22 protein-coding genes are annotated in these 24,062 nt (G+C 31.8%); 6 read left to right on the top strand and 16 right to left on the bottom strand.

The features are described 5' to 3' along the window. Nucleotides 1–3 precede the first annotated feature (3 nt). Together MUA21_RS03645 and MUA21_RS03640 are read right to left on the bottom strand one after the other, a co-directional pair. Nucleotides 4–252: a YueH family protein gene (locus MUA21_RS03645; RefSeq protein ID WP_261789502.1), complete on the bottom strand. Its 249-nt coding sequence runs from the start codon at nucleotides 250–252 to the stop codon at nucleotides 4–6. Then, a complete protein-coding gene (locus tag MUA21_RS03640; RefSeq protein ID WP_046208351.1) occupies nucleotides 233–1,717 on the bottom strand; it encodes a UDP-N-acetylmuramoyl-L-alanyl-D-glutamate--L-lysine ligase in 1,485 nt (494 codons plus the stop codon). The genes MUA21_RS03645 and MUA21_RS03640 overlap by 20 nt, the downstream gene beginning before the upstream one ends. A 431-nt stretch (nucleotides 1,718–2,148) precedes the next feature. Here MUA21_RS03640 and MUA21_RS03635 point away from each other — a divergent pair, with 431 nt between their 5' ends. Together MUA21_RS03635 and ltaA are read left to right on the top strand one after the other, a co-directional pair. Next, nucleotides 2,149–3,324 carry a diglucosyl diacylglycerol synthase gene (locus MUA21_RS03635; RefSeq protein WP_046208073.1) on the top strand — a complete coding sequence of 392 codons (1,176 nt, stop codon included), beginning with the start codon at nucleotides 2,149–2,151 and terminating at the stop codon, nucleotides 3,322–3,324. After that, nucleotides 3,302–4,504, top strand: a complete 1,203-nt coding sequence (gene ltaA, locus MUA21_RS03630; protein WP_262562235.1) for a lipoteichoic acid biosynthesis MFS flippase LtaA — start codon at nucleotides 3,302–3,304, stop codon at nucleotides 4,502–4,504. Before MUA21_RS03635 ends, ltaA begins: the two co-directional genes overlap by 23 nt. Nucleotides 4,505–4,631: 127 nt before the next feature. Here ltaA and MUA21_RS03625 read toward each other — a convergent pair whose 3' ends face one another. From MUA21_RS03625 to MUA21_RS03615, 3 genes are all read right to left on the bottom strand, one after another. Further along, on the bottom strand, nucleotides 4,632–5,141 hold the full coding sequence (locus MUA21_RS03625; RefSeq protein ID WP_019469079.1) for a YjcG family protein: 510 nt from the start codon (nucleotides 5,139–5,141) through the stop codon (nucleotides 4,632–4,634). 85 nt (nucleotides 5,142–5,226) lie between these two features. Continuing rightward, entirely contained in the window at nucleotides 5,227–5,973 is a 747-nt protein-coding gene (locus MUA21_RS03620; RefSeq protein WP_145395355.1) for an esterase family protein, read from the bottom strand. 98 nt (nucleotides 5,974–6,071) lie between these two features. After that, nucleotides 6,072–7,643: an alanine/glycine:cation symporter family protein gene (locus MUA21_RS03615; protein ID WP_073342597.1), complete on the bottom strand. Its 1,572-nt coding sequence runs from the start codon at nucleotides 7,641–7,643 to the stop codon at nucleotides 6,072–6,074. Between the two features lie 337 nt (nucleotides 7,644–7,980). Between MUA21_RS03615 and cozEa the strand changes: the two genes are divergently transcribed. Further along, entirely contained in the window at nucleotides 7,981–9,066 is a 1,086-nt protein-coding gene (gene cozEa, locus MUA21_RS03610) for a lipoteichoic acid biosynthesis protein CozEa (protein ID WP_107525690.1), read from the top strand. Between the two features lie 85 nt (nucleotides 9,067–9,151). On the opposite strand, the gene fabI is transcribed toward cozEa, so the two are convergent. From fabI to MUA21_RS03575, 7 genes are all read right to left on the bottom strand, one after another. After that, on the bottom strand, nucleotides 9,152–9,922 hold the full coding sequence (fabI, locus tag MUA21_RS03605) for an enoyl-ACP reductase FabI (protein WP_107525691.1): 771 nt from the start codon (nucleotides 9,920–9,922) through the stop codon (nucleotides 9,152–9,154). Nucleotides 9,923–10,225: 303 nt separating this feature from the next. Beyond that, nucleotides 10,226–12,064: a monovalent cation:proton antiporter family protein gene (locus tag MUA21_RS03600; protein WP_107525692.1), complete on the bottom strand. Its 1,839-nt coding sequence runs from the start codon at nucleotides 12,062–12,064 to the stop codon at nucleotides 10,226–10,228. Between the two features lie 8 nt (nucleotides 12,065–12,072). Continuing rightward, complete coding sequence (mgtE, locus tag MUA21_RS03595) at nucleotides 12,073–13,473, bottom strand: magnesium transporter (protein ID WP_103161403.1); 1,401 nt, start codon at nucleotides 13,471–13,473, stop codon at nucleotides 12,073–12,075. Nucleotides 13,474–13,484: 11 nt separating this feature from the next. Further along, nucleotides 13,485–14,339 carry an RluA family pseudouridine synthase gene (locus MUA21_RS03590; protein ID WP_262561888.1) on the bottom strand — a complete coding sequence of 285 codons (855 nt, stop codon included), beginning with the start codon at nucleotides 14,337–14,339 and terminating at the stop codon, nucleotides 13,485–13,487. Then, complete coding sequence (locus tag MUA21_RS03585) at nucleotides 14,339–15,148, bottom strand: NAD kinase (protein ID WP_019469071.1); 810 nt, start codon at nucleotides 15,146–15,148, stop codon at nucleotides 14,339–14,341. The genes MUA21_RS03590 and MUA21_RS03585 overlap by 1 nt, the downstream gene beginning before the upstream one ends. An 11-nt stretch (nucleotides 15,149–15,159) precedes the next feature. Next, nucleotides 15,160–15,795 carry a GTP diphosphokinase gene (yjbM, locus tag MUA21_RS03580; RefSeq protein WP_046208064.1) on the bottom strand — a complete coding sequence of 212 codons (636 nt, stop codon included), beginning with the start codon at nucleotides 15,793–15,795 and terminating at the stop codon, nucleotides 15,160–15,162. 16 nt (nucleotides 15,796–15,811) lie between these two features. Next, nucleotides 15,812–16,159: a UPF0738 family protein gene (locus MUA21_RS03575; RefSeq protein ID WP_046208063.1), complete on the bottom strand. Its 348-nt coding sequence runs from the start codon at nucleotides 16,157–16,159 to the stop codon at nucleotides 15,812–15,814. Nucleotides 16,160–16,348: 189 nt separating this feature from the next. On the opposite strand from MUA21_RS03575, the gene MUA21_RS03570 reads away from it, so the two are divergent. The 3 genes from MUA21_RS03570 (at nucleotide 16,349) to yjbH (ending at nucleotide 18,197) form a co-directional block, all read left to right on the top strand. Continuing rightward, nucleotides 16,349–16,933 carry a CYTH domain-containing protein gene (locus tag MUA21_RS03570; RefSeq protein ID WP_262561887.1) on the top strand — a complete coding sequence of 195 codons (585 nt, stop codon included), beginning with the start codon at nucleotides 16,349–16,351 and terminating at the stop codon, nucleotides 16,931–16,933. 87 nt (nucleotides 16,934–17,020) lie between these two features. Then, on the top strand, nucleotides 17,021–17,392 hold the full coding sequence (locus tag MUA21_RS03565; protein WP_064209424.1) for a globin domain-containing protein: 372 nt from the start codon (nucleotides 17,021–17,023) through the stop codon (nucleotides 17,390–17,392). A 16-nt stretch (nucleotides 17,393–17,408) separates the two neighbouring features. Continuing rightward, nucleotides 17,409–18,197, top strand: a complete 789-nt coding sequence (yjbH, locus tag MUA21_RS03560) for a protease adaptor protein YjbH (protein ID WP_064209425.1) — start codon at nucleotides 17,409–17,411, stop codon at nucleotides 18,195–18,197. 711 nt (nucleotides 18,198–18,908) lie between these two features. Here the strand turns inward: yjbH and pepF are convergent. The 4 genes from pepF to spxA form a co-directional block, all read right to left on the bottom strand. Then, nucleotides 18,909–20,717: an oligoendopeptidase F gene (pepF, locus tag MUA21_RS03555; RefSeq protein ID WP_107525695.1), complete on the bottom strand. Its 1,809-nt coding sequence runs from the start codon at nucleotides 20,715–20,717 to the stop codon at nucleotides 18,909–18,911. A gap of 54 nt (nucleotides 20,718–20,771) precedes the next feature. Next, nucleotides 20,772–21,773: a competence protein CoiA gene (locus MUA21_RS03550; RefSeq protein ID WP_262561886.1), complete on the bottom strand. Its 1,002-nt coding sequence runs from the start codon at nucleotides 21,771–21,773 to the stop codon at nucleotides 20,772–20,774. Between the two features lie 592 nt (nucleotides 21,774–22,365). After that, nucleotides 22,366–23,082, bottom strand: coding sequence for an adaptor protein MecA (gene mecA, locus MUA21_RS03545; protein ID WP_064209428.1), 717 nt, complete (start codon nucleotides 23,080–23,082; stop codon nucleotides 22,366–22,368). A gap of 312 nt (nucleotides 23,083–23,394) precedes the next feature. Further along, on the bottom strand, nucleotides 23,395–23,790 hold the full coding sequence (gene spxA / locus MUA21_RS03540; protein ID WP_040030144.1) for a transcriptional regulator SpxA: 396 nt from the start codon (nucleotides 23,788–23,790) through the stop codon (nucleotides 23,395–23,397). Between the last annotated feature and the right edge of the window lie 272 nt (nucleotides 23,791–24,062).

The following is a 24,062-nucleotide window of genomic DNA, read 5'->3' as shown; positions in this document are numbered from 1 at the left end:
CCTTTAATTCTCAAATATCGATTGACCAATATCATCAGCAATTTGTACTGCTGTTGACTCATCAAGTAACGTAAACAAGTGTATCACAAGTTCCTCCTTGATATCATCATCATTTAACGAAGTATCAATTTCTAATGACCAATTGAGGTCTGGTATTGCCATAAGTAAGACATCAGCGTCATCATTTTTATAAATATAACTACGAACTGTTACACCATTCAGACTTATAGGCTTAATTTTCAACAGGACCACCGCCAAACTTTTTATAAGCCGCTTCTAAACCGATTAAGTCATCTCGATGCGGTACTTTTACATGACCAGGCATAATTTGATAAGGCTCACGCCCTTTTGACGCCAAGACAACTGTATCACCAGGATTAGCAATTTCAATAGCATGACGAATCCCTTCCGCACGATCTTCGAATTCAACATAATTACTATGCGTTGCGCCTTTAGCAAGTTCACTTGTTAATTTTTTTGGATCATCATTTGCTGGATTGTCAGGCGTAAAAATAACATAATCCGCTCTACAAGCGACACGACCCATTTCAGGTGTTTTCCCCATATCTCTTTCTCCAGCCATTCCACACAAGAAAATCAATTTCTGTTTTGCAAAAGGTTTCACTGCATCTATAAGTTTATCCATACCATCTGCTGTGTGTGCATAATCTATAATTAAATCAATTGGTAATTTTGGGTCTAAAACTTCAAGTCGACCCTCAACTGGTTCTAAGTTTTCTACCGCTTGAATAATTTCTTCTAAAGTAGCACCTTTTGCCCAAACAGCTATCATTGCTGCCATAATATTAGAGACATTGAAAATGCCTACATATGGTGACTTCACAGGAAATGTACCTTCAGGTGTATTAAAATCAAATGTTACACCTTGTAAAGACTCATGAATATTTTCAGCCTTAAATTGTGCATGTTCTTTGATGCCATACGTAAACACCTCGTAAGGTGTAACTGAAGCTAAATATTCTGAGAATTCATCATCTTGATTTAAAACAACATATTTTTCTTTTGATAAATCTTCACCTAACTGGCTGAATAATAATGATTTGGCATGACCATAAGCTTCCATTGTACCGTGAAAGTCTAAATGATCTTGCGTTAAATTTGAAAACACAGCAACATCAAAATTAACACCACTTAAGCGTCCTAATGATAATCCGTGGCTTGATACTTCTAAAGTCATAGCTTGTGCTTGTTGTTCTACAGCTTCATGAATTTTTTTCGTCAACGCAACTGTTTCAGGAGTTGTATTTGTACCTTTAGATTTTTCTTCGTTAATTTGAAAACCATTTGTACCTAAATAAGCACTACCTTTACCTAATTTTCTATATATGTGGTGTATCATTGTTGCTATAGATGTTTTGCCATTTGTCCCGGTAACACCATATGTAGTAAGTTGTTTACTTGGATAATTAAATAATACATTTACGAGTAAACTAGCAACACGCAACGTGTCAGGAACGATAACTTGCGTTACATCACCTTTCAACAGTTGTTCATGATTTACCACAATAACTTTACAGCCTTGATTCACAACATCTTGACAAAATTTATGACTATCGACGGTATAACCTTTAGAAGCAACAAATATGCTGCCTTCTTTAGCTGTACGCGAGTCCGTTGTTATATCATTCACATTCATATCTAATGTTCCAATCACTTGTTTAACTCTAATTTTTTTAAACAACTCGTTTGCATTCAACATTAACCGCTCCTTTATTTCCAATACTTCTATTATACACATTTTCAAGTGATTTTATAGAAACTAATATTGCATTTTGCCTTTTCTCTACCATTATATATTTTTTTTCGTTTTTATTTAAAAACATTATAATTACCGTAAGTATAAACTAGATTTAAAATGTTAATCATATGTAATTAATTATGTAGATTTTCTTTTTTATTTGTTTAATTTCTTTTAAGATGACTTATTTTAAAAGCATGCGTGGTATGGTATAAATATAGAACAATCTAAATTTATCATGATATAATTTTTAAAAATAAGTATGAATTATTTTCTATGCGTTTGTAAAATGATATAATCTCTATTAATTATGTTTTTTCTTTCGCATGACAACAAAATGCGTTAAACTTAGCATGAGCTAAATTTATACTATTGGAGGGTGACTCAAAATGGTTACTCGTAACAAAAAAATATTGATTATTACTGGTTCTTTTGGTAACGGACATTTACAGGTTACTCAAAGCGTAGTAAACCAATTCAACGAAATGAATCTAGACAATTTAACTGTCATTGAACATGATTTATTTTTAGAAGCTCACCCAATTTTGACTTCTATATGTAAAAAGTGGTATATCAATAGCTTTAAGTACTTCAGAAATATGTACAAGTCTTTTTACTATAGTAAACCTGACCAAATAGACAAATGTTTCTACAAATATTATGGTTTGAATAAATTAATTAATTTATTACTAAAAGAAAAGCCAGATTTAATTCTACTTACCTTCCCTACGCCAGTGATGTCTGTATTAACTGAGCAATTTGATATGAATATTCCCATTGCCACAGTTATGACAGATTATAGATTACAAAAGAATTGGGTTACACCACATTCTCAACGATATTATTTGGCAACTGAGGAATTAAAAGATGAATTTGCTGAATTAGGTATTCCAAGAAATCAATTAAAGGTTACAGGCATTCCAATTTCTGATAAATTCGAACAAGATATCGACCAATCTGCATGGTTACGCCAAAATAATTTGAATCCTGACAAACCAACAATCCTTATGTCAGCAGGTGCTTTTGGTGTTTCTAAAGGATTCGATCAAATGATTAGCGATATTTTGACTAAAAGTCCACACTCGCAAGTCGTCATGGTTTGTGGTAAAAACAAAGATTTGAAGCGCACATTATCTAGCCAATTTAAAAATTATGATAACGTACTGATTTTAGGTTATACAAAACAAATGAATGAATGGATGGCTTCAAGTCAGTTGATGATAACAAAACCAGGTGGCATCACTATTTCTGAAGCACTAACGCGACAAATACCAATGATTTTCTTAGATCCTGCGCCAGGACAAGAGTTAGAAAACGCGCTCTATTTTGAAGAAAAAGGTTATGGTACAATCGCTTATTCACCCGATGAAGCTATACAACAAGTAGCCTCATTAACAAATCATCCAACTTCACTAGTGGAAATGTCTGAAGCAATGAGTGAATCGCGCATTCCATATTCAACATATAAATTATGCAAAGATTTGTTAGAACTTCTAGACCATTCGACACGTTATGAAGAAGTTTATGGAAAGGTTCCTTTATATGCAAAGCTCTTCGTTAAATAATACTAACTACAATTCAAGCACAAATTTTATTATTATGTTGATTATTTTATTTTTAATGGAGTTTGCTAGAGGTATGTATGTATTGAGTTACTTAGCCTTACTTCCAACGGCAACTTCTATTGCGGTAGGTGTTACATCTATCGCTATTTCTATTCACTTTATTGCTGATGCAACAACAAACTTTGTCATTGGTTTTTTACTTAAACGCTTAGGTACTAAACTTGTTTTAACACTTGGATTTTTATTAGCTTTTGGTAGTTTGTTTTTAGTCATTTGGTTTCCTACATCACCAATCGTATTAATCACAAGTGCGATATTACTAGGTATCGCAGTGAGTCCGATTTGGGTCATTATGCTTGCAAGTGTTGATGAAAATAACCGTGGTAAACAAATGGGATATGTCTATTTCTCTTGGCTACTAGGCTTATTAGTCGGGATGGTTGGAATGAACTTAATCTTTAAATTCCACCCAACACGCTTTGCGTTTATGATGTCATTAGTCGTATTGATTGCATGGATTTTATACTATTTCGTTAAAATCAGGCTTACTAACTACAATACAAGACCTGTTAAGCAACAATTAGGACAAATTGTAAACGTGACCAAACGTCATCTCATTCTATTTCCAGGTATTTTATTACAAGGTGCTTCAATCACCGCCTTAGTCCCAATATTACCTACATATGCGACAAAAGTTGTCGGCGTTTCAACCGTAGAATATACAATAGCAATTATCATTGGTGGTATAGGTTGTGCCATTTCTATGCTATTTTTATCTAAAATTATAGATAAAAATGGAACATTATTTATGTACAGTATCATTTTTGGTGGTTTTGTTTTATACACTATAATGATATTTGCTTTATCTATTATTACAGATATTAAACTAGTCTGGGGCTTAGCATTATTTATTGGCCTAATGTATGGTATCTTATTACCTGCATGGAATACTTTTATGGCAAGTCATATCCATATGGATGAACAAGAAGAGACTTGGGGCGTGTTCAATAGTGTTCAAGGTTTCGGGTCTATGATTGGTCCACTCGTAGGTGGTTTAATTACAGAATTCTCTAAATCTATTAATAATACATTTTATTTTTCAGCATTAGTGTTCTTATTTTTAGCAATATTTTATGGCTTGTATTTTATTAAAAATAAAAAACAACACAATCACACTTAAGTATATGAGTACGTTTCAACATACAAAAGCGTCGCTATCATTTTAGAAATTATCTAAAAATATGATAGCGACGCTTTTAAAGTTTCAATATTATCATCGATTAAAATGATGACTTTATATAAAAAAATTATGCAAAATTAAAATTCTCTAATACTTTCCATTTTTCTGCACTTTCATCATAGTAAACTAAAGAAAGTTGCTCAATTGCTTCTTTATAGTCAATACCCGCTAAGTTCAATTGACCAAAAATGTCTTCGAACTCTTGACTAGTCAAGCCTTGTGCAATTGTAAAATGTGGTACAAATGGATGTTCTGGACGACCATAAAAATCACCACTATTGAATTGATTAAATAATTTTTCTAAATTGTCCGTTTTGGCAACTTTAAAATAAATTACATTTGTAATTGGCGCAAAGTTTGATGCCTTTGTCGCGTGTACTTCAATCGGTGGTATCCCCTCGATTCTTGATTTGATTGTCTCTTTGACAGCGTCAAGATCACCTTCGTTTATTTTAAAATGCTCTTTAATCGTAATGTGTGGCATAATCGTTGCATAGTGAGCATCATAACGTTTACGGTATGCATTTACTTCATCTTGAAACGCTTTTGACGGAATTAATGCTAATCCTAAAATCATTTAAATTCCTCCTTTGTTTAACATAACTACATTATATCAAATTTCACAAAAATTCGTTACTTTTAACTAAATTTCCTACAGATAATTAAAAAGAAATATTATCTGATAAAAAATATTTTAATAAATCATCTAGTAAATGTTTCCAAGATTTCCATCTATGTCCCCCATCAAACTCTGCATAGTGATAGGTTATATCACTATGTTCGATAATCGATTTCAGCTGACGATTAGGTGTTAAAAAATCCGCTTGCTTTCCGGTCGTTGGTAAAGCAAAGTCTTTTTCTTCTAATCCAACTGTATGCCAAATCGTCAATTGTTCTTGAAATTGACATCGTTCAATTAATGTTTGTATTACCTCATCATGTTGAGGACTCAATAGACCTACTTGGCTAAAAATTCTTGGATAGGATAAGGCTGTGATCAAAGCTGCACTTCCAGCTAAACTATCACCTAAAATGACTCTGCCATTTCCTACTTTATATGTTGGGAATTGAGCGTCTATAAACGGTAAAATTTCATTCGCCATACATTTTACAGTTAGTGCTGTTTTTGCTCCTTGAGGATGAAATTCTGCTCTTCTTTTTTCAACATCTTCATAATGAAAACCCACAAAGATTGCTCTTTCTACTTCATTTGCTTCCCATAATTTTTCATACGTTCTGTGTATTCTACCAAAGCTAAAAAAATCCAAACCATCAAAACAAAAGACGACCTTGTATTTAAATAATTCTGTGAAATCTTTAGGTAAATAAATAGAAAGTGTGATATCTCTATCTAATATGTCGCTTGAAAAATTAATTTTATTAATTCGTCCTGCTTGAAAATTGTCCATAAAATAATGCGCCCCCTCATAGTCTTAATGACATTGTATCAAGAGACGCAATATTTTAAAATAACTCCTTTTTATTTAGCAAAGTAAGATATTATTTTTTAATCGTTAATATTCTCTTTTTTAAGGCGTTCAGGATAATCTTTTAGCCAAAAAACAGCATTGGGTACTTTTTCTGGGTCTGGTTTATAAATCGCTTTTCTACCAGATCCTAAACGCTTTTTCTGCAATTCATAATCTTTCAATGCGTTTATAGCTGGTTTGTGTAATAGCCAAATTGCTATGATATTAAGCCAGGCCATCATGCCTACACCTAAATCTCCCATTAACCATGCTATATCTGCCGTTTTCACTGCGCCATAAACTGTTGCTAATATCAATACAATACGAGTTATATTGATAAATATAAAGGAAGTTCTATAATTTGCAGTTCTCGTTAAGTATGCAATATTGGTTTCTGCAATATAGTAATAAGCCAATATAGTAGTAAAAGCGAAGAAAAATAATGCAATTGCTATAAAGTAAGATCCGAATCCAGAGAATGATGGATCAAAATGATAACTTCCTCCTTGTAAAGCCTTATCTATACCTGCTTGAGCATACATTGCTGTACCAGAATAATCTTTATCTCCATTTGACATTTCAACAAAGATACCATTATCTTTTATCAAACTCGCTTTATCACTAGGTGTGTTGCCGCCATCCGTTACATTATATGTACCAGAAAGCAAGATGATTAATGCGGTTGCAGTACAGACGAATAAAGTATCAACGTAAACTGAAAACGCTTGCACCAAACCTTGTTTTGCTGGATGTGACACCTCTGCTGCCGCGGCTGCATGTGGCCCAGTACCTTGACCAGCCTCATTTGAATAAAGACCTCTTTTGACTCCTATTTCAATCATTGCACCTACAATCCCACCAAATGCTGCTTGCATGCCAAATGCAGATTTGAAAATTAATGCAAACAATGCAGGAACCGCTTCAATATTAAGTATAATGATAATAACCGCCATTAATATATAAAACACTGCCATAAATGGTACAACTGCTGTCGCTGCATTAGCAATCCATTTGATTCCCCCAAAAATAATTAATCCGATAATGATTGCTAAAAATATGGCTACAACCCATGGATTTAATTGAAACGCATTTTTCATAGAACTGGATATAGCATTGGATTGAACACCTGGCAATAATAATCCGACTGAAATTACAGTGACAATTGCAAAGATCAATCCATATACTTTGCCCAGTTTCCCCTTTATACCATATTCAATATAAAATGCTGGTCCACCTCTATATTGTCCCTTCTCTTCTCGTTTATATATTTGTCCTAGTGTCGATTCTATAAAGGCGCTACTTGCTCCTAAAAATGCTGTAGCCCACATCCAAAATACGGCGCCTGGTCCACCAATAAATATTGCTGTTGATACACCTACAATATTACCAGTACCTACACGACCTGCTAACGATAAGGCGATTGCTTGAAAACTTGAAATACCAGTTGGTGACTTTTCCCCTTGAAACATAAGTCGAATCATTTCTTTAAAGTGTCTGACTTGGAAAAATTTCATAAATAGTGAGAACAATATACCAGTGATTAATAAACCATAAACTAATGGTTTGCTCCATACTATGTCATAAAGCCAAGTTAAAAAACCTTCTATCATAACGTATCCCCCTTGTTATACCATTAAAGAAAATGATATTTTTTAATATTATACACATATGTTATGTTCCGCGCAACGCATTATATAAGTTATTATTTTCACAATTTATATAATGCGTTATGAATTTTTTATATAAATAACATTAATATATTTAATACTTATATTATCTTATAACGTACTACTTATTATTGAATATCCATTGTTACTTACCTGAAATTGCAGTCAACCACACGGTGCGACTAAGTACAAACTTTCCCAAATTTACCTTTTGTTCTATCTTTTTTTAAGATATACTGAATTATAAATTCAAATAAAGTTTTATAGGAGGAACCATTCTATGCTTAACAAAGTATGGTTTAGAACAGGTATCGCTTTATTAATCCTGTTTTTACTAATCAAATTGATTATGGAAGTACATAGTATTTTCACACCATTCATTATTATCCTTCAATCTGTGTTACTGCCATTATTATTGAGTGGCTTTTTGTTTTACATTTGTTTGCCTTTTCAAAAAATACTTGAAAAGAATCATGTGCCACGCTGGGGTAGCATTACTCTAATCTTTATAGGCTTAATCATAATTATTAGTATTGTTGTTGGGGTATTAGCTCCGTTAATTGCAGAACAAATTGAAAACTTAGTAACTCAAATACCTGCATTACAACATGAAGTCCAAAACATCATTAATTTTGCTCTAGATCAAATGGAAAGATTGCCTAATGATGTAACAGATCGCATTAATAAAATGGTACAATCTATCAGCGACAGTACTGCTGATATTTTATCTAACTCTTTAGGTTACTTAACATCATTTATTTCAACACTTTTCTTACTGATAATGGTTCCGTTCTTTTTAATTTATATGTTAAAAGATCATGAACGTTTTATCCCTTTCATCGCAAGACTATTTAAAGGAGACAGAAAAGTTTTCACTGTAGAATTATTAAAAGATTTAAATGAAACTGTTAAATCCTATATTCAAGGCCAAGTTACAGTAAGTATCATTCTTGGTATTATCTTATATATTGGTTATTCAATTGTAGGCCTTAACTACACATTATTACTCGTTATGTTTGCATGTGTAGCAAATATGATACCGTTCTTAGGTCCTTGGATGGCATTTGCACCTGCTGCAGTCATTGCAATTATTCAAAGCCCTACAACATTTATATGGGTATGTATTATCACGCTGATTGCACAACAATTAGAAGGTAATGTGATTACACCTAATGTAATGGGTAAATCACTTAGTATTCATCCTTTAACAATTATTGTAGTGATATTAGCTGCAGGTAATCTCGGCGGTTTCGGTCTAATCTTAATAGCTGTTCCATTATATGCTGTCATTAAAACCGTTGTCAGAAACGTATTCCGTTATAGACAAGAAATTATTGCAAAAGCCAATAGTGACGTCAAAGAATAAAATAATGATATAAAACAAAAAGACTATTCGTTTCAGTTGTTGAAACGAACAGTCTTTTTATATGTTAATAATTAAATATCTTTAATTATTTAACGATATGATAACCACTGTCTACATGGATATTTTCACCTGTAACTCCACTTGAAAAATCACTCAATAAGTAAGCTGCAGTTTTACCTACTTCTTCTTGGTCTACATTACGTTTTAATGGCGCACGTTCTTCAATTTCTTTCATGATTGTGTTAAAACCACCAACACCTTTAGCGCTAAGTGTACGAATTGGACCAGCTGAAATCGCATTGACACGGATATTATCTTCACCCAAATCTAATGCTAAATAACGTACATTTGCTTCTAAACTCGCTTTAGCTACACCCATCACATTGTAATTTTGCACAGCATACTCGCCACCTAAATAAGTAGTAGCAACAATACTACCACCCTCAGGCATGATTTTTTTTGCTTCTCTAGCAACAATTGTTAATGAATATGAACTAATGTCTTGTGCCAATAAGAAGCCATCACGAGATGTATCTGAAAAACGACCTCTTAAATCTTCCATGTTAGCAAAAGCAATCGAATGATAAACACCGTCAATGTTACCTACTTCTTCTCCAATTTTTGCAAAACCATTGATAACATCTTCGTCTTTTTGTACGTCTATTTGATACATTCTAATTGTTTCTTGATCTAACTGTTCAACAAGTTTTTCCATTTCTTTTTTACTACGTTCTTTACGATATGTAAAAACTAAATTCGCACCTAATTTGTCTAATACTTTTGCTACACCAAAACCGATACTACGTTTATTAGCAATACCCATAATGACGAATGTTTTATTTTCTAAATTTAACATGAAAATAACTCCTTTTTTAAATTTTCATTGTAAATTGGTTCGAGATGTTATAATCATACTTCCTATCACTTTGCTCGATGCCAATTCTAACAAACTTTATTTTAACATTGGTTTCATTGTTTAAACAATTCATTTTACATTCTATAAACGAATTCATCGTTTTTTGCTTTCTTTCGAGTTGAAATTTTGACCAACGCTTCATTCAATTAATCAGTACTAACAGCTTAAAGTAGCTTGCATATCGTTCTTTCACTATCTATTAATACATATTTTAGGACTTCAATATTATCCTAGATATAGATGTTAATAATAAAATTCTAATTCACGTTTTAACTCATCAACATATTCTTTAGATCCCGTTACAATAATACGGTCTTTATAGCGTAATTGAGTATCACCATGTGGTACAATCGATTCATTATTTCTAATGATTCTCACAAATATGATATCCCCATCAAACGGGAAATTACGTAATTGAATTTGATCATATTTATGATTTAGCATTGCAATTTCATATAAAGATGTTTCCACATTACTTAAAAGATTAAGCATATTTGGTGTTTCTATTAAACCTTTCAAGAGTATCTTATTACTCATAAAGCCACTAAATACTTCTATACCTTCACTTTGTAAACCTTCATCACCAGTACTCGCTTCTAACCTACATATAACTCGATTTACACCATGGCTTTTGGCCATTAAAGCCACTTTTCTATTAATATCGTCATCATTTGTAGAACAAACAACAATATCTCTTTCAAATAAACCTAAACGCTCTAATAATGGTTCTTCATAATCTGCAATTTCAATCATCGAAATTGCATCTGATAATTTACGTTTATCACTTAAATCATTTCTATAATATAACGAAACTTGATAAAGCTGTGATGTTAAATTCTGAGCAATTGGTATGGTTAATTGGTTTTTACCTATTAAACTCACTTCAATCTGTCTTGTTGCTTCATCAGGCATCGGGAACATTTTCTTAAATATAATTGGTACAAAAACACATGTAATAACTGCACTTAATATTAAAATACCTGATATTTCAGATGATATTGTTCCAAGTTTTTCAGCAATTTTTGCAGAAGCAATAACCAACGATAAAGTTGACGTTAGCAAGAAAGCTGAAGAAATTGTTGTTTTCATATCAAACCATCGACGTATATAAAATACTGGTATTAATTTAGATATTAAAAAGGCCAATATTAAAAATGGAATGATAAGTAATAATGAAGGCTCTTTTATTAACATTGGTATATTTAAATCTACACCAACCATGATAAAGAATATTGGAATAAAGAATCCGTAACCAAAGGAATCTAATTTCTCTACCATATCCTCATCAGGACCCAGTAAAGAAACAATCACGCCGGCTAAGAAAGCGCCTAGAATATTTTCTGCACCAACGCCTTCCGCCAAAGCAACTAGCATGATAATTAACGCAAATACCGCACGTATACCAATTTGTGTTGTACCATCCATCAGTTTTTGCAAGAATTGTGCTTTCTTAAATAATCCACCTAGGAAATAAAAAACAAGCGCAAATACTACTAAACTACCTATTAACCAAAGTGATGTGCCACCTGAAGCGTGTAGTGTTCCGTACGCAGTTAATAATATCATTGTCACCAAGTCAGCTAATACTGCTACTAATAATATGAATTGTCCGATAGTTGTACGCATAATATTCATTTCTTTTAGTGTAGGTACTACAACACCTAATGAAATAGTAGAAATAATAATAATCATTAATAAAACATCATCAATTAAACCAAACCATTTAAATGCATATGCAAATACAATTGAAATAACCATTATAAATAAAAATACAGTAAGTGCTAATTGTAAATGACCGGGTTCTTTACTTTTTTCATTATCTTCTAATGAGCCTTTGTCTTTTTTAAATGCTTTAAAATCAATTTCTAAACCACTCAAAAACATTAAGAATATAAAGCCTAATGTAGATAAAATATTTAACATAGCATCACGTTCTACTATGTTTAAAAAAGAGTGCCCAATAAGAATACCCATTAATATTTCTGCTACAACAACAGGCAAGAATGTAATTCGCAATCTATTGATTAGTATCGGTGTAAGGAATGCTGCCATTACAACGACAACAAGTGATAAAAATTCCATGTAACCCCCTATAATAAGTAAGACATGAATGAAGTTGCTAATCCAAAGTAAATCAACATACTCACAATATCATTGATTGTAGTTATAAATGGACCACTAGCAACTGCAGGGTCAATTTTTAGTTTATTCATAACTAATGGAATCATTGATCCCACTAATGTACCTACTGTCATAGCAATTGTTAAACTGCTTGCCACGATCGTAGCTAAAATTGGCTGTCCATAAAGCACCATTATAATAATAAACAGCAATATAGCACAAATCAAACCACTTAAAAAACCGCTACCTGCTTCTCTCAATGCGACTTTAAAATTACTTTGTTCGTCAATTTCACCAGTTGAAATATTACGTACTGATACGGCAAGTGATTGTGTCCCAGAATTACCAGACATACCACTGATAATTGGAATAAACGCTGCCAATAATGACACTTGTGCTAAAGTATCCTCAAATGATCCAAGTATCGTGGCTGTGATCATTCCTAAAAACGTTAAAATAATTAGCCATGGCAAACGTTTCTTAGCAGTTTTAATGACTGAATCATTGGTTGCATCAACATCAGATACCCCGGCTAAACGAGAGTAGTCTTCACTCGCTTCTTCATCCATAACATCTAAGATATCATCGATTGTAATAATACCTAATAAGTGATCTTGATAATCGACAACTGGCATAGCGATAAAATCATAATCACGCATTTTCTGCGCAACATCTTCTTGGTCATCAGCAGCATTAGCACTAATCACACGTTCGCTCATTATGTCTTCTATATAAGCATCATTTTCTGCTACGATTAAATCTCTTAGTGATAAAACCCCAGCTAATTGTTTATGCTCATTCACTGCAAATATGACATAAATTGTCTCAGCATCTGGCGCTTGTTCTTTAACATGCATTAAAGCTTCTTTCACTGGCATTGTTGATTTTAAAGAAATATATTCCGTCGTCATGATACCGCCAGCAGTATCCTCTTCGTAATGTAATAATGCTTTAATTTCTTTTGCATCTTCACGGTTCATCAGTGTCAACAAGCTAACAATTTTCTGCTTAGATAATTGATTCATAATGTCTACTGCGTTATCGTATGACATATTTTCTAACACTTTGCTAGCATATGTAGCATCCATAGTATCGAACAGCGCTTCATACGCTTCTTCATCAATTTCTAATTGTTCAAAAAAATCTGCTACTTCTTCAGGGGACAATACTTCAAACATTTTTTGTCTAATATCTTCATCGCTGTCTTCAAAGTATTCACTTTGTTCATATGTGTGCATCGCTAAGAATTCTTCTCTAAATTCACCAATATGATTTTCATGCAGTAATTTATCTAGCATTTCTTGATCATATACTTGCTCATCTTCTAAAACGATTTGGTCTTTTTCATTTGCCAAAAGTCCCACCTCCATAGTTACTCAAATTATATCATATTAAATATGTTTTCTATTGCATCATATTTATCTTGTATTTCAATCTTTTGATCATAGATTGGATGTATAAAAGATATGTTAAAACATCGTAACAACTGATGTTTAAAATACGAATGTTCTCCTCCATATAAATCATCACCCACAATAGGATGTCCTATATGCTGAAGATGGACGCGAATTTGATGTGTCCGGCCTGTTAATAAAGTAACTTCACATAAACTGTAATTATTTTTATGGTCTAAGCATCTATATTTTGTTTTTGCTTGTTTACCATTTGAATTGACTTGTCTTGTAATAATACTAGCAGGATCTCGAGCAATAGGTGCATCTATGATTCCCTGTGATTGCAATTCACCATAGCATACGCATAAATAGGTTTTATCAATATGTACGTTTGACATCAGATGATGTAAAAAACCATGTTTAGCAATCACAACAATACCTGAAGTATTTCGGTCAATCCTAGTGACAATATGCGGTACGATGTTTTGTCCTGATTGTTTAAAATAACCTAGAACTTGTTCAGCTAAACTAAAATGTTTATGTTCCCTTGATGGTGCGCAGTTTTGAAAAGCTTTTTTAGAAACGATTAACAAGTATGCATCTTCATATAAAATATTTAAAGGCTTATTGAATGGGATTAAATTATTACTAGCTGTCTCGTAACCTAAATGTACCTCCACTATATCGCCGTTCTGTAATTGCTTACGCACAGTTTCTGCTTGTCCATCAACAATTAAAGCGCCATTATGCTTAATGGCGCTAATTGTATTCTTAGAATACCCTTGCTCCTGTAAAAAAGTTCTTAGCATTTGAGGGTCTCTAATCATATACGTAAATTGCATTATTCATCGTCTCCACTTGAAATAAAGGAATCATGTACTCTTTTCCAAAATGGAAATGGTCTAAACCTAGCAAATCTAATTTTTTCATTTGCCACTCTAAATTGAATTGCATTAACATTTTTATGTTTTATGCTGACGTGATCTATGGTCGTTAAAATCTTATCATGATTCACTGGTGTAATCAGACATGTATGATGTTTGGGCAATACTAATGGTGACCCAACCGTTCTGAATACTCTATTATTAATAGAAGCGATTTCGGCGATTTGCATCGCTTCCAAAGAAGGATGTATTAACGCACCACCCAACGCCTTATTATATGCAGTAGAACCTGATGGTGTTGACACACACAGTCCATCTCCTCTAAAGCGTTCAAATTGGTTTCCTCTAATATTCACATCCACAACAAGTGTAGAACCATTTTCAGTTTTCATCGTCGCCTCATTTAATGCTAAGTATCTCGTCTCATATCCATTATCGTTATAACGCACTATAATTTCTAATAGTGGATATTCTATAACTTGGAATTCTGAATTATTAATTTCAATAATCAATTTCTCTACTTCATGTGGCAACCAATCTGCATAGAACCCTAAATGTCCAGTATGTATCCCTACAAATGCGCACCTCGATAACATGTGACTATACTGATGGAAAGCCTGTAATAAAGTACCATCTCCACCAACTGATATGACTATTTCAGGATTTTCCGTATCTTCAACCATTTCAAAATCTTTCATGTGATTAATCATCTTATGCTTTAAAGCGTTCGACTTTGAATCACCTTTAGATAAAATTGTATAGCGCATGATTGCACCTCCTAGTCATTATCATGCTTTTTAGCACGTTTTTTGGAATAGTATTTTTGAGCTTCTTGAATTTCCTCTTTAATTTCTGACATTTCTTCATCAAGTAAAAACGCTGCTTCAGCCGCACGTTCTAGTCGGTGCTGAATTTCTGGCGGATAATCTCCATCATATTTATACCGCAAAGTATGCTCGATTGTTGCCCAAAAATTCATGGCTAATGTTCTGATTTGAATTTCTGCTAAAATTGACTTTTCACCTTTAAGTGTTTCGATTGGATATTCAATAATTACATGATATGAACGATATCCACTTTGTTTTGTATTACTGATATAATCGCGTTCTTCTACTACTTTGAAATCTTGACGTTGTCTCAAGAGATTGACCACAATATCGATATCATCGACGAATTGACACATTAATCTCAAACCTGCTATATCATACATTTCTTCATGTAATCGATCAAATGAGATTTGTCTTTTATTTGCTTTATCAATAATGCTAGTCATAGGTTTAACACGACCCGTCACAAATTCAATCGGTGAAGCATTATCTTCTACATCATATTGTTTTCTAAGCCCTTTTAATTTTACTTTTAATTCATCAACTGCTTGTCTATATGGAGATAAAAACTGATCCCATTGATTCATTGTGCTTCACTCCGCTTCACTCTAATTCGAAAGTATCTTCCACAACAGAAACAAACTCCTTACCATAGTTTGAATTACCTTGAATATTTTCTAATATATAATTAAATTCTCTATCGAATTGTTTTAGTTCTAAATGATCATTAACGATAATCTTTTTATTTTTATTTTCATGTAGCATAGACCAGGTTTCTTGAACAAAAATCAAATATGAATATGACTGGCCGTCATCTAAGATATATGCAAAGCTATAATTATCACTATCAACAAGCATTTGTCCTGCTTCTTGTAAGCCTTCTGTAGATTGTTCTGTATAACACTTTAAACTATCTTCTGTTACTTTAATTTCATTCACATAAATACGCATGCTTGTTCCTCCTTATTCTTCATTATTTTAACATAATTAAGACGTACATAACACGTTACATGACTATTATTATGTCATCAATTGACTTAACGTAAATATAATAATTTTCAGTGTATAATGCAATCTAATTTAAATTAACTTACAAGTCCTTTAAAATGAATTATCATATATATTTAAGGAGTGTAACGCGTGGCAACTAATAATGAAATTGAATTTAAACAGTTATTGTCTGAAGACGATTATCAAGCTATATACAACACCTATTTTTTAAATATCAAACCATTTTGTCAAACTAATTATTACATCGACACATTAAATTTCGATTTAAAATCTCATCAATCAGCTTTGAGAATTCGCGTTAAAGATGATGCATACGAAATGACGTTAAAAGTACCAGCTGAAATTGGTTTGATGGAGTATAATTTCGATACAATCGTTGAACCAAAACTAAACAAGCACATCAAAAGTCAGGATCTGCCCCAAGATATTTTAAACCAACTCCTAAAAATGGACGTAGATATTGATGCATTAATCGTATTAGGAGACCTAACTACCGAACGTATAGAAAAAGAAATTAACGGAAATCTACTTGTTTTAGATAAAAATTATTACTTGGATTTCCAGGACTTTGAACTTGAATATGAAGTAAATGCTTATAATGAAGGATTAGTTCAATTTAAATCGATTCTTAATCAATTTAATATCAATCATGAAATTCCAAACAATAAAGTCCAAAGATTTTTCAATCGCAAACGTAAATTAAACAACAGTTAATTGCGCACAATATTAAGAAGTCGAATTACTTCCAAATGTAAAAATTCATGTTATATTAGTATTATATTAATAGGATATGGTGATACTATGACTCAAACAGCTTACGAGGTTATCGGACAAGACGCCTTATTTAAAATGATTGACCATTTTTATGATATGGTTAAACGTGATGATAGAATCAATCATTTGTTTCCTGGAGATTTTGAAGAAACAAGCAGAAAACAAAAACAATTCTTAACACAATTTTTAGGCGGACCTCAACTGTATACAGAAGAACATGGTCATCCTATGTTAAAAAAAAGACACTTGGAATTTGTAATAACAACATACGAACGTGACGCATGGCTTGAAAATATGTATAAAGCTATTCAACAAGCAGATTTTTCTGCAGGCGTCGGGGATTATTTATATGAACGATTACGTTTAACAGCGAATCACATGGTTAATTCCGAAAATTAATTGTAGGTGAAAAAACATGGCTGAAGAATTAAAATTGATAAATGCTAATAGTCGTGAAGATGCAAATCTTTCACCTTTGAGTAAGATTGAAATTTATTCCTTTTTCGATCCATTCAGTAAAGAGTGCTTTAAATTGTCTGCGATACTTTCAAAATTACGACTTGAGTATAAACAATATATAAGTATTAGACATATTTTAAACCCTTCTTTACGTGTATTAACAAAATGCCAAGCACAAAGTACATCAAATTTAGATAATATTGCACTTGCCTATAAGGCCGCCGAACTCCAAGGTCGATTACGGGCAGAGCGTTTTATCCATCTTGTTCAAAATGAGATAATACCAAAACGAGATATTATCACTGAAGAGATGGTCAATAATTGTATAAGTAATGCTGGCCTTGATTATGAAGTCTTTAAAGAAGACTTACATAAAAGTGCTTTAAAGGAAAGCTTACAAGTTGACTTGCATATCGCTCGAGAAATGGAAATTGAAGAAGCACCCTCTCTTGTATTCTTTAATGAAGATATTCATGAAGAAGGTTTAAAAGTCGAAGGCTTGTACCCTTATCACATATATACGTACATCATAAACGAACTGATTGGTTCACCGATTGAAAAAGAACTCCCACCAAGTTTGGAAACTTACATCTATCAACAACAATTAGTAACCAAAGAAGAATTACTGACTATTTATGAATGGCCTGAAAAATTATTGAATAAAGAGCTGAAAAAATTAGCATTACAGCAAAAAATAGAAAAACTTAGCTCACCAGAAGGTAAATTTTGGAAGTCAAAAGTTTGAAATATTAATTTTGTTCATATCTATATCAATATACTGCACCATAAAACGTAGTATATTTTATGGTTAAAAACTTGTGACATACAACATGCTTACTTTCCGAATCAAAAGCTAAAAGCATAAGTCAAAATAAAATGACTTTAAAAGATTTTATATAGGTTAATGATTTATCTAGAAAATGTTTCATAAACTTATAAAAGTTAAATAAACATTTTGAATATACGCTAATATCATAGTAGATAGAATTACAAAATTTCATAAAAGTAAAGAAATGCCAACTTCTATATGAGTATTAAAGAAGTTGGCATTTTTATTTATCATTCCTAGTTATGATCACTCAATCACTTTTTTGTATAATATATACTTGCAATTACTTGCTTAGTAGTTGCTAATTGTTAATCATTATTTTCAATATACATTCATGTTTTATATAAAATTCCAGTCAAAATATATGCTGAAATATCTGAATAGTTATTCAATTTCTTATACATATAAAAGTCTTTAAAAATGAACATAAAAAAACGCCGTGTCTGATTACACGGCGCTAAACAAAGGGGATGGGAGAATTTTTTCACTTCAAACAAAGGGGTATGTTTGTTATGTGATTAAATTCATGTATATAATATAACACGGTGTTATATACCTTTCAACCTTTAAAATTAAATAAATCTCCTTTGTCACAAACTTGTCATATTGTAAACGAATACATTCATACTAAGCTTTCATTAACTTTTCAAAAGCGTCTAATTTTTGTTCGAACACTTGGCAAGCTTGTTCAATTGGTTCTGGAGTTGTCATATCTACACCTGCATTTTTTAAGATTTCAATAGGATAATTTGAACTACCTTTTTTCAAGAATTCATTGATATATCGCTCAACAGCAGGTTTACCTTCTGTTAAAATTTGATGACTTAAACTTTGAGCTGCACTGTATCCGGTTGCATATTGATACACATAATAATTCATATAAAAGTGTGGTATTCTAGACCATTCTTTACTAATATTTTCATCTGTTTCAACAGAATCTCCAAAATATTTTCTGTTGAGCGCTGCGTATTCTTCATTCATACGGTTAGCTGTTAATGGTTCTCCTGCTTCTTCTATTTGATGGATTTTATGTTCAAACTCTGCGAACATTGTTTGTCTAAATAGTGTTGCACGGAAACGTTCAAGTTCTTGGTTTAATAGTAATAATCTGCGCTTGTCATCTAAATGTTTATCCATATAATCACTTAATAGTGCTTCATTACAAGTCGATGCAACTTCTGCAACGAAAATAGTGTAATCACTTAAATTAGATGGTTGATTTTGACGACTAAAGTAGCTATGTGCTGAATGACCAAATTCATGTACTAAAGTATACAAATCAGAAACAGTATTTGACCAATTTAGTAAAATAAACGGATTTGTTAAGTGTGCACCTGATGAATAACCTCCAGAACGTTTACCTTTATTTTCAAAGACATCTACCCATCGATGATTTAATCCTTCTTCTACAACTTTCATATATTCTTCACCCATCGGTTGTAATGCTTTCAACATCCAATCTTTAGCCTCTTCGTACGGCATTTCAAATTTAATATCTTTAACAAGTGGTGTGTAAACATCATACATTTTCATGTCATCTAAGCCCAATAGTTCTTTGCGCAATTTAGTATAGCGATGAAGTAAAGGTAAGTATTTATGAACTGTTTTCACTAAATTATCATATACAGCTTCTGGAATGTGATTATTACTTAACGCTGCTTCTCTTGCTGTTTTATAGTTATGTGTTCTAGCGTTAAAAACATTTTTCTTAACTTCTCCAGCGAGCGTCGCACTTAGTGTATTATTATAAGCACCGTATGCTTTATATAAATTTTCATAAGCAGATTGACGTAATACGCGATCATCTGATTCCAGACATTTAATGAATGTTCCTTGTGTTAATGAATGTCGTTGGCCTTCACTATCTATCACATCTTCAAATTCTAAATCCGCATTACTAAACATGCCATACACATTGTCAGGTGTAGACAATGCATCTTGTGCTTCAGTTAGTAATCTTTCTTTATCTGCACTCAATACATGCGGTCTTTTTTCATTAATTAATTTTAAATCAAATTTATAACGTTCCAAATCATCATTTTCATCAATAAATTTTTGTATCGTTGCTTCATCTATTTGTAGAATTTCTGGCACTAAGAAACTCCATGCTGAGCTGAATTTTATAATTAATTGATGTGCTCTAGATTCATAACCTGTGTATTTATCATTCGCTGTATCTTGATCTTGTTTTAAATGTGCATATACATATACTTTTTCTAACTTAGAACCTAATTCATCTTCTAGTGCTAATGCATTATATAGTGTAGATGAGCTATCAGCTAAGTGACCGACATATTGTTGTTCTTTGCCGATATTATTTTCTACTTCTTTAAATGCATCTTCAAAAGCATTATCAGATTCAAAAATGGTAGATAAATCCCAAGTATATTCTGGATATTTACGTTCTTGCTCTTCTCTTGTTAATTGTTGTGTCATAATATCTAGTAAACCTCCTATAAAGTCTATTAGTATAATTTTCTCATGTCATGATTATTTTTGCACGCTATAACACCCATGATTATTATAGAATTGTTTGAACTTTTGAACAACGCTATGGCTTATTTGCGTTTTATCTATTTCAACATTATAAAAATGATTTAATTCTATCAGTTGTTTAAATCGTGTCATGTTAAAAGTGTGTGTACGCCACAAATATATAAGTTGTAATTGCCAATACACAGGATGTGACTTAATATAAATTTGTTCTGGGTAAATTATACCTATATATTTATTTACCCATGCATCCGTTAATTTTAAATTATACATCACACTTAAACTTGGTTCTAAAACTGAGTGTGTTTTACGGCAGTTTCTCAAATAAGTGCTTATAGCAATTTTGGATAATTTTAAGGGCTGTGTTGGCGCATGATAAACACGCTCTATTTGAATTTGATTAATTAATTGTGCAAATGTCATATAATGCCTTTGGGCAATAAATTGTTGCCCTCCTAAAAAATTAATCACTTTATAACCAAAAAGAATTTTATGTGTTGTATCCCACGATAATAATAATCTATTATGAATATTAATAAAATTTCTTTCGTATTTTGATAAATACAAAACACTATTACTTTTATTATATTTAACTTTTTTTGTTATCCAATACACTTTATACCCAGCATTTTGTAAAGTTTTACTGCGTTTCGAAATACATGCTGTCGTTACTTTTGAAAATTGTATTTCTAATACAATTTCATCATCAATGATTAAATCAGGATATTGGTAACTTTGTGGTACATAAGGTTCAATGTTAACTTTGTGATTTAAGCCTTTTAACTCTCGAGCAATATGGTATTTTAAATTAAAATGTTCTTGTGATTCATTTTTATGACAGTATGAACGATCATTACGGATATGCGCAAAATGAGGTGTATTGTATGTTCCTTTTTTTAATATCACTTTGCATTTACAAAATGGGCAACGATAATGCTTATTTTTTATCGCATCTTTTGCCCAAACGGCCTGATTTCGATTATTGTTCGCGTATAACATTTCTTCACCTCATTTAATTACACGTGAGAAGCCAACAAATTACTATACTTTATTTAGAAATCACCTTGTTATTACATAAAGAATCTGAGACATAAATCCTAGAAAAATAGCACGCAGATGATTTAATTCAATTCATCTGCGCGCTTCTTTATTATTCAATACTTCGTATTGTTGGCTTGCTTTCTTAGAAAACAGCTTCATACTGCAGTCTTCAGCTTATCCTGTTCCTTCAGCATCTCACCAAAATACAACGTATTCATACGTAATTTCACATTAAAATACTTTAAAAACAACGGCTTATATCAACCAAAATGATGTTAACAATTATTCTACATGTAACACCCAATCTGTATGCTCTGGTCGTACAATAGAAAAAGGTCAATAATGGTATCTGAATGATGTAGCTCTCACAGAATCAAATGCCTTATTTTAAAACAATACAGAAAAAAGCAATTTCTATATGATTTCAATAGAAATTGCCTTTTTTCATTTGTCCAAGAACCTTATGTCCCAGACTGTCAGTCTCAAATTAATCTACTAATCAAATCATAATCATTGTTGATAATAATTTATATTAGTTTCTTTATCGTAGTTATTCTGTTGTATCAGGAAAATAACGACGTACTTGTGAAGCGACATTATGACTCATAATAATTTTTGCGTAATCGTTTAAATATACTTCTGATTTATCAGTAGGATATGCGAACTCAAGTAATTGACTGTAACTATCGTTAATTGTTTCTTGTCCAACTGTTTCATCAAAGTGAACAGCGTAGTAATATACATTATTAAAACTATATAATAAATCTTCAAACTCATCTGTTCTTTGATTATTATGGTAAGCATAATCAATTACTTCTTCCAAGTCATTAAATCTAACTATAACAGTACGTGTATTTTGCGGCTTACGTTTGTTGCGTTCTTGATCTTGTTGTGTCTCTTTTTGTTGTTGTCGTTGTTCAAATAAATCCTCTAAACTATCATCTTGATCAAATGTTTGTGATAATAAATCATTAACTTGATGATCTAATTGGTCATTGTCTTCATCAGACATATTGATAAGATCTTCGTTTTTAGATTTAGAAATTGTTACTTCAACGCCCTTTTCAAAAGCATGTACTTGAATCCATAAAGGACCTTCAACAACAAAATCTTCTTCTTCATTGATTTCTTCCATCATGTTCCAAAAGAATTCTTCTCCACGTTTGCGATTAGTCCATAAATCTTCTCGTTTAAAACCTCTTGCTTCTATATCACTATATGTTATAAATAGTTTAACGGTAGTATCGTCAACTCGCTCTATTCTCATATCATCTCACTCCTTACAGTCGATGAATAGTAATCATTATTGTATTAGAACGTAGTAAGAATTACAATTAATTTGTTTGATTAATTTTTACTATTTTCTATTTGGTCTCTTATAATAACATATACCCTTATAAAAGGCCAAAAAACAGCACTTTTTATAGAGTGCTGTTTGAATTTAGTCAATAATTATTCACAATCGAATAATCGATTTGTTTGACGTAAGTATACATTTATCTGTTATGGTAAACACAACAAAACCACAAAGCAACATCACAATAACATTACTTTATGGCTTAATCGCTCTATTTATAAATTAATCAACCATACGTTGCGCTTCTTGCAATTGGAACGTACGTACTTTTCTAGGTAAAAAACGTCTGATTTCATCTTCATTATAACCAACTTGTAAACGTTTATCATCTAAGATAATCGGACGTCTTAACAAACCTGGATTATCTTGGATAATTGAATATAAGTCTTGAAGTGGTAAAGCATCAATATCTACATTTAATTTTTGATAAGTTTTAGAACGAGTAGATATGATTTCGTCTGTTCCATCTTCAGTCATTTTTAAAATTTGTTTAATTTCATCGATTGTTAAGTGTTCTGAAAAAATGTTACGCTCCGTATACGGAATGTCATGTTCTTGTAACCATGCTTTCGCTTTACGGCAAGATGTGCAACTTGGTGAAGTAAATAATGTTACCATACATCTCACTCTCCTATTTTTCATGAATATAAATTCATTAGATTTCAATTTTTATATGATTAAGAAATTACTAAGTCATTTTTACCTATCTTAACCTTACAATTAAAGTATACCCTATCAACATTAAAATTAAATGAGAATTCTCTAATTTTTTAAAAAATTTTCAAATAAGCTTAATTCCCAATCAATTTAGTTAGAAATATTGATATGTATACAGTTTAACATAACTTACAAATGATTGAAATACTGTTATACTATTACTAAAGTAGATA

This window comes from Staphylococcus ureilyticus, assembly GCF_025558845.1.
In the GTDB taxonomy this organism is placed as follows: domain Bacteria; phylum Bacillota; class Bacilli; order Staphylococcales; family Staphylococcaceae; genus Staphylococcus; species Staphylococcus ureilyticus.
The sequence above is the reverse complement of the archived record's forward strand: the minus strand, read 5'-3'. Positions and strand labels throughout refer to the sequence as shown.

Excerpts from the sequence above, each read along its gene's own strand:
- MUA21_RS03635 (WP_046208073.1), top strand. The coding sequence starts at position 2,149 with ATGGTTACTCGTAACAAAAAAATATTGATTATTACTGGTTCTTTTGGT.
- ltaA (WP_262562235.1), top strand. The coding sequence starts at position 3,302 with ATGCAAAGCTCTTCGTTAAATAATACTAACTACAATTCAAGCACAAAT.
- MUA21_RS03625 (WP_019469079.1), bottom strand. The coding sequence starts at position 5,141 with ATGATTTTAGGATTAGCATTAATTCCGTCAAAAGCGTTTCAAGATGAA.
- MUA21_RS03620 (WP_145395355.1), bottom strand. The coding sequence starts at position 5,973 with ATGGACAATTTTCAAGCAGGACGAATTAATAAAATTAATTTTTCAAGC.
- MUA21_RS03615 (WP_073342597.1), bottom strand. The coding sequence starts at position 7,643 with ATGATAGAAGGTTTTTTAACTTGGCTTTATGACATAGTATGGAGCAAA.
- cozEa (WP_107525690.1), top strand. The coding sequence starts at position 7,981 with ATGCTTAACAAAGTATGGTTTAGAACAGGTATCGCTTTATTAATCCTG.
- fabI (WP_107525691.1), bottom strand. The coding sequence starts at position 9,922 with ATGTTAAATTTAGAAAATAAAACATTCGTCATTATGGGTATTGCTAAT.
- MUA21_RS03600 (WP_107525692.1), bottom strand. The coding sequence starts at position 12,064 with ATGGAATTTTTATCACTTGTTGTCGTTGTAATGGCAGCATTCCTTACA.
- mgtE (WP_103161403.1), bottom strand. The coding sequence starts at position 13,473 with ATGGAGGTGGGACTTTTGGCAAATGAAAAAGACCAAATCGTTTTAGAA.
- MUA21_RS03590 (WP_262561888.1), bottom strand. The coding sequence starts at position 14,339 with ATGCAATTTACGTATATGATTAGAGACCCTCAAATGCTAAGAACTTTT.
- MUA21_RS03585 (WP_019469071.1), bottom strand. The coding sequence starts at position 15,148 with ATGCGCTATACAATTTTATCTAAAGGTGATTCAAAGTCGAACGCTTTA.
- yjbM (WP_046208064.1), bottom strand. The coding sequence starts at position 15,795 with ATGAATCAATGGGATCAGTTTTTATCTCCATATAGACAAGCAGTTGAT.
- MUA21_RS03575 (WP_046208063.1), bottom strand. The coding sequence starts at position 16,159 with ATGCGTATTTATGTGAATGAAATTAAAGTAACAGAAGATAGTTTAAAG.
- MUA21_RS03565 (WP_064209424.1), top strand. The coding sequence starts at position 17,021 with ATGACTCAAACAGCTTACGAGGTTATCGGACAAGACGCCTTATTTAAA.
- yjbH (WP_064209425.1), top strand. The coding sequence starts at position 17,409 with ATGGCTGAAGAATTAAAATTGATAAATGCTAATAGTCGTGAAGATGCA.
- pepF (WP_107525695.1), bottom strand. The coding sequence starts at position 20,717 with ATGACACAACAATTAACAAGAGAAGAGCAAGAACGTAAATATCCAGAA.
- MUA21_RS03550 (WP_262561886.1), bottom strand. The coding sequence starts at position 21,773 with ATGTTATACGCGAACAATAATCGAAATCAGGCCGTTTGGGCAAAAGAT.
- mecA (WP_064209428.1), bottom strand. The coding sequence starts at position 23,082 with ATGAGAATAGAGCGAGTTGACGATACTACCGTTAAACTATTTATAACA.
- spxA (WP_040030144.1), bottom strand. The coding sequence starts at position 23,790 with ATGGTAACATTATTTACTTCACCAAGTTGCACATCTTGCCGTAAAGCG.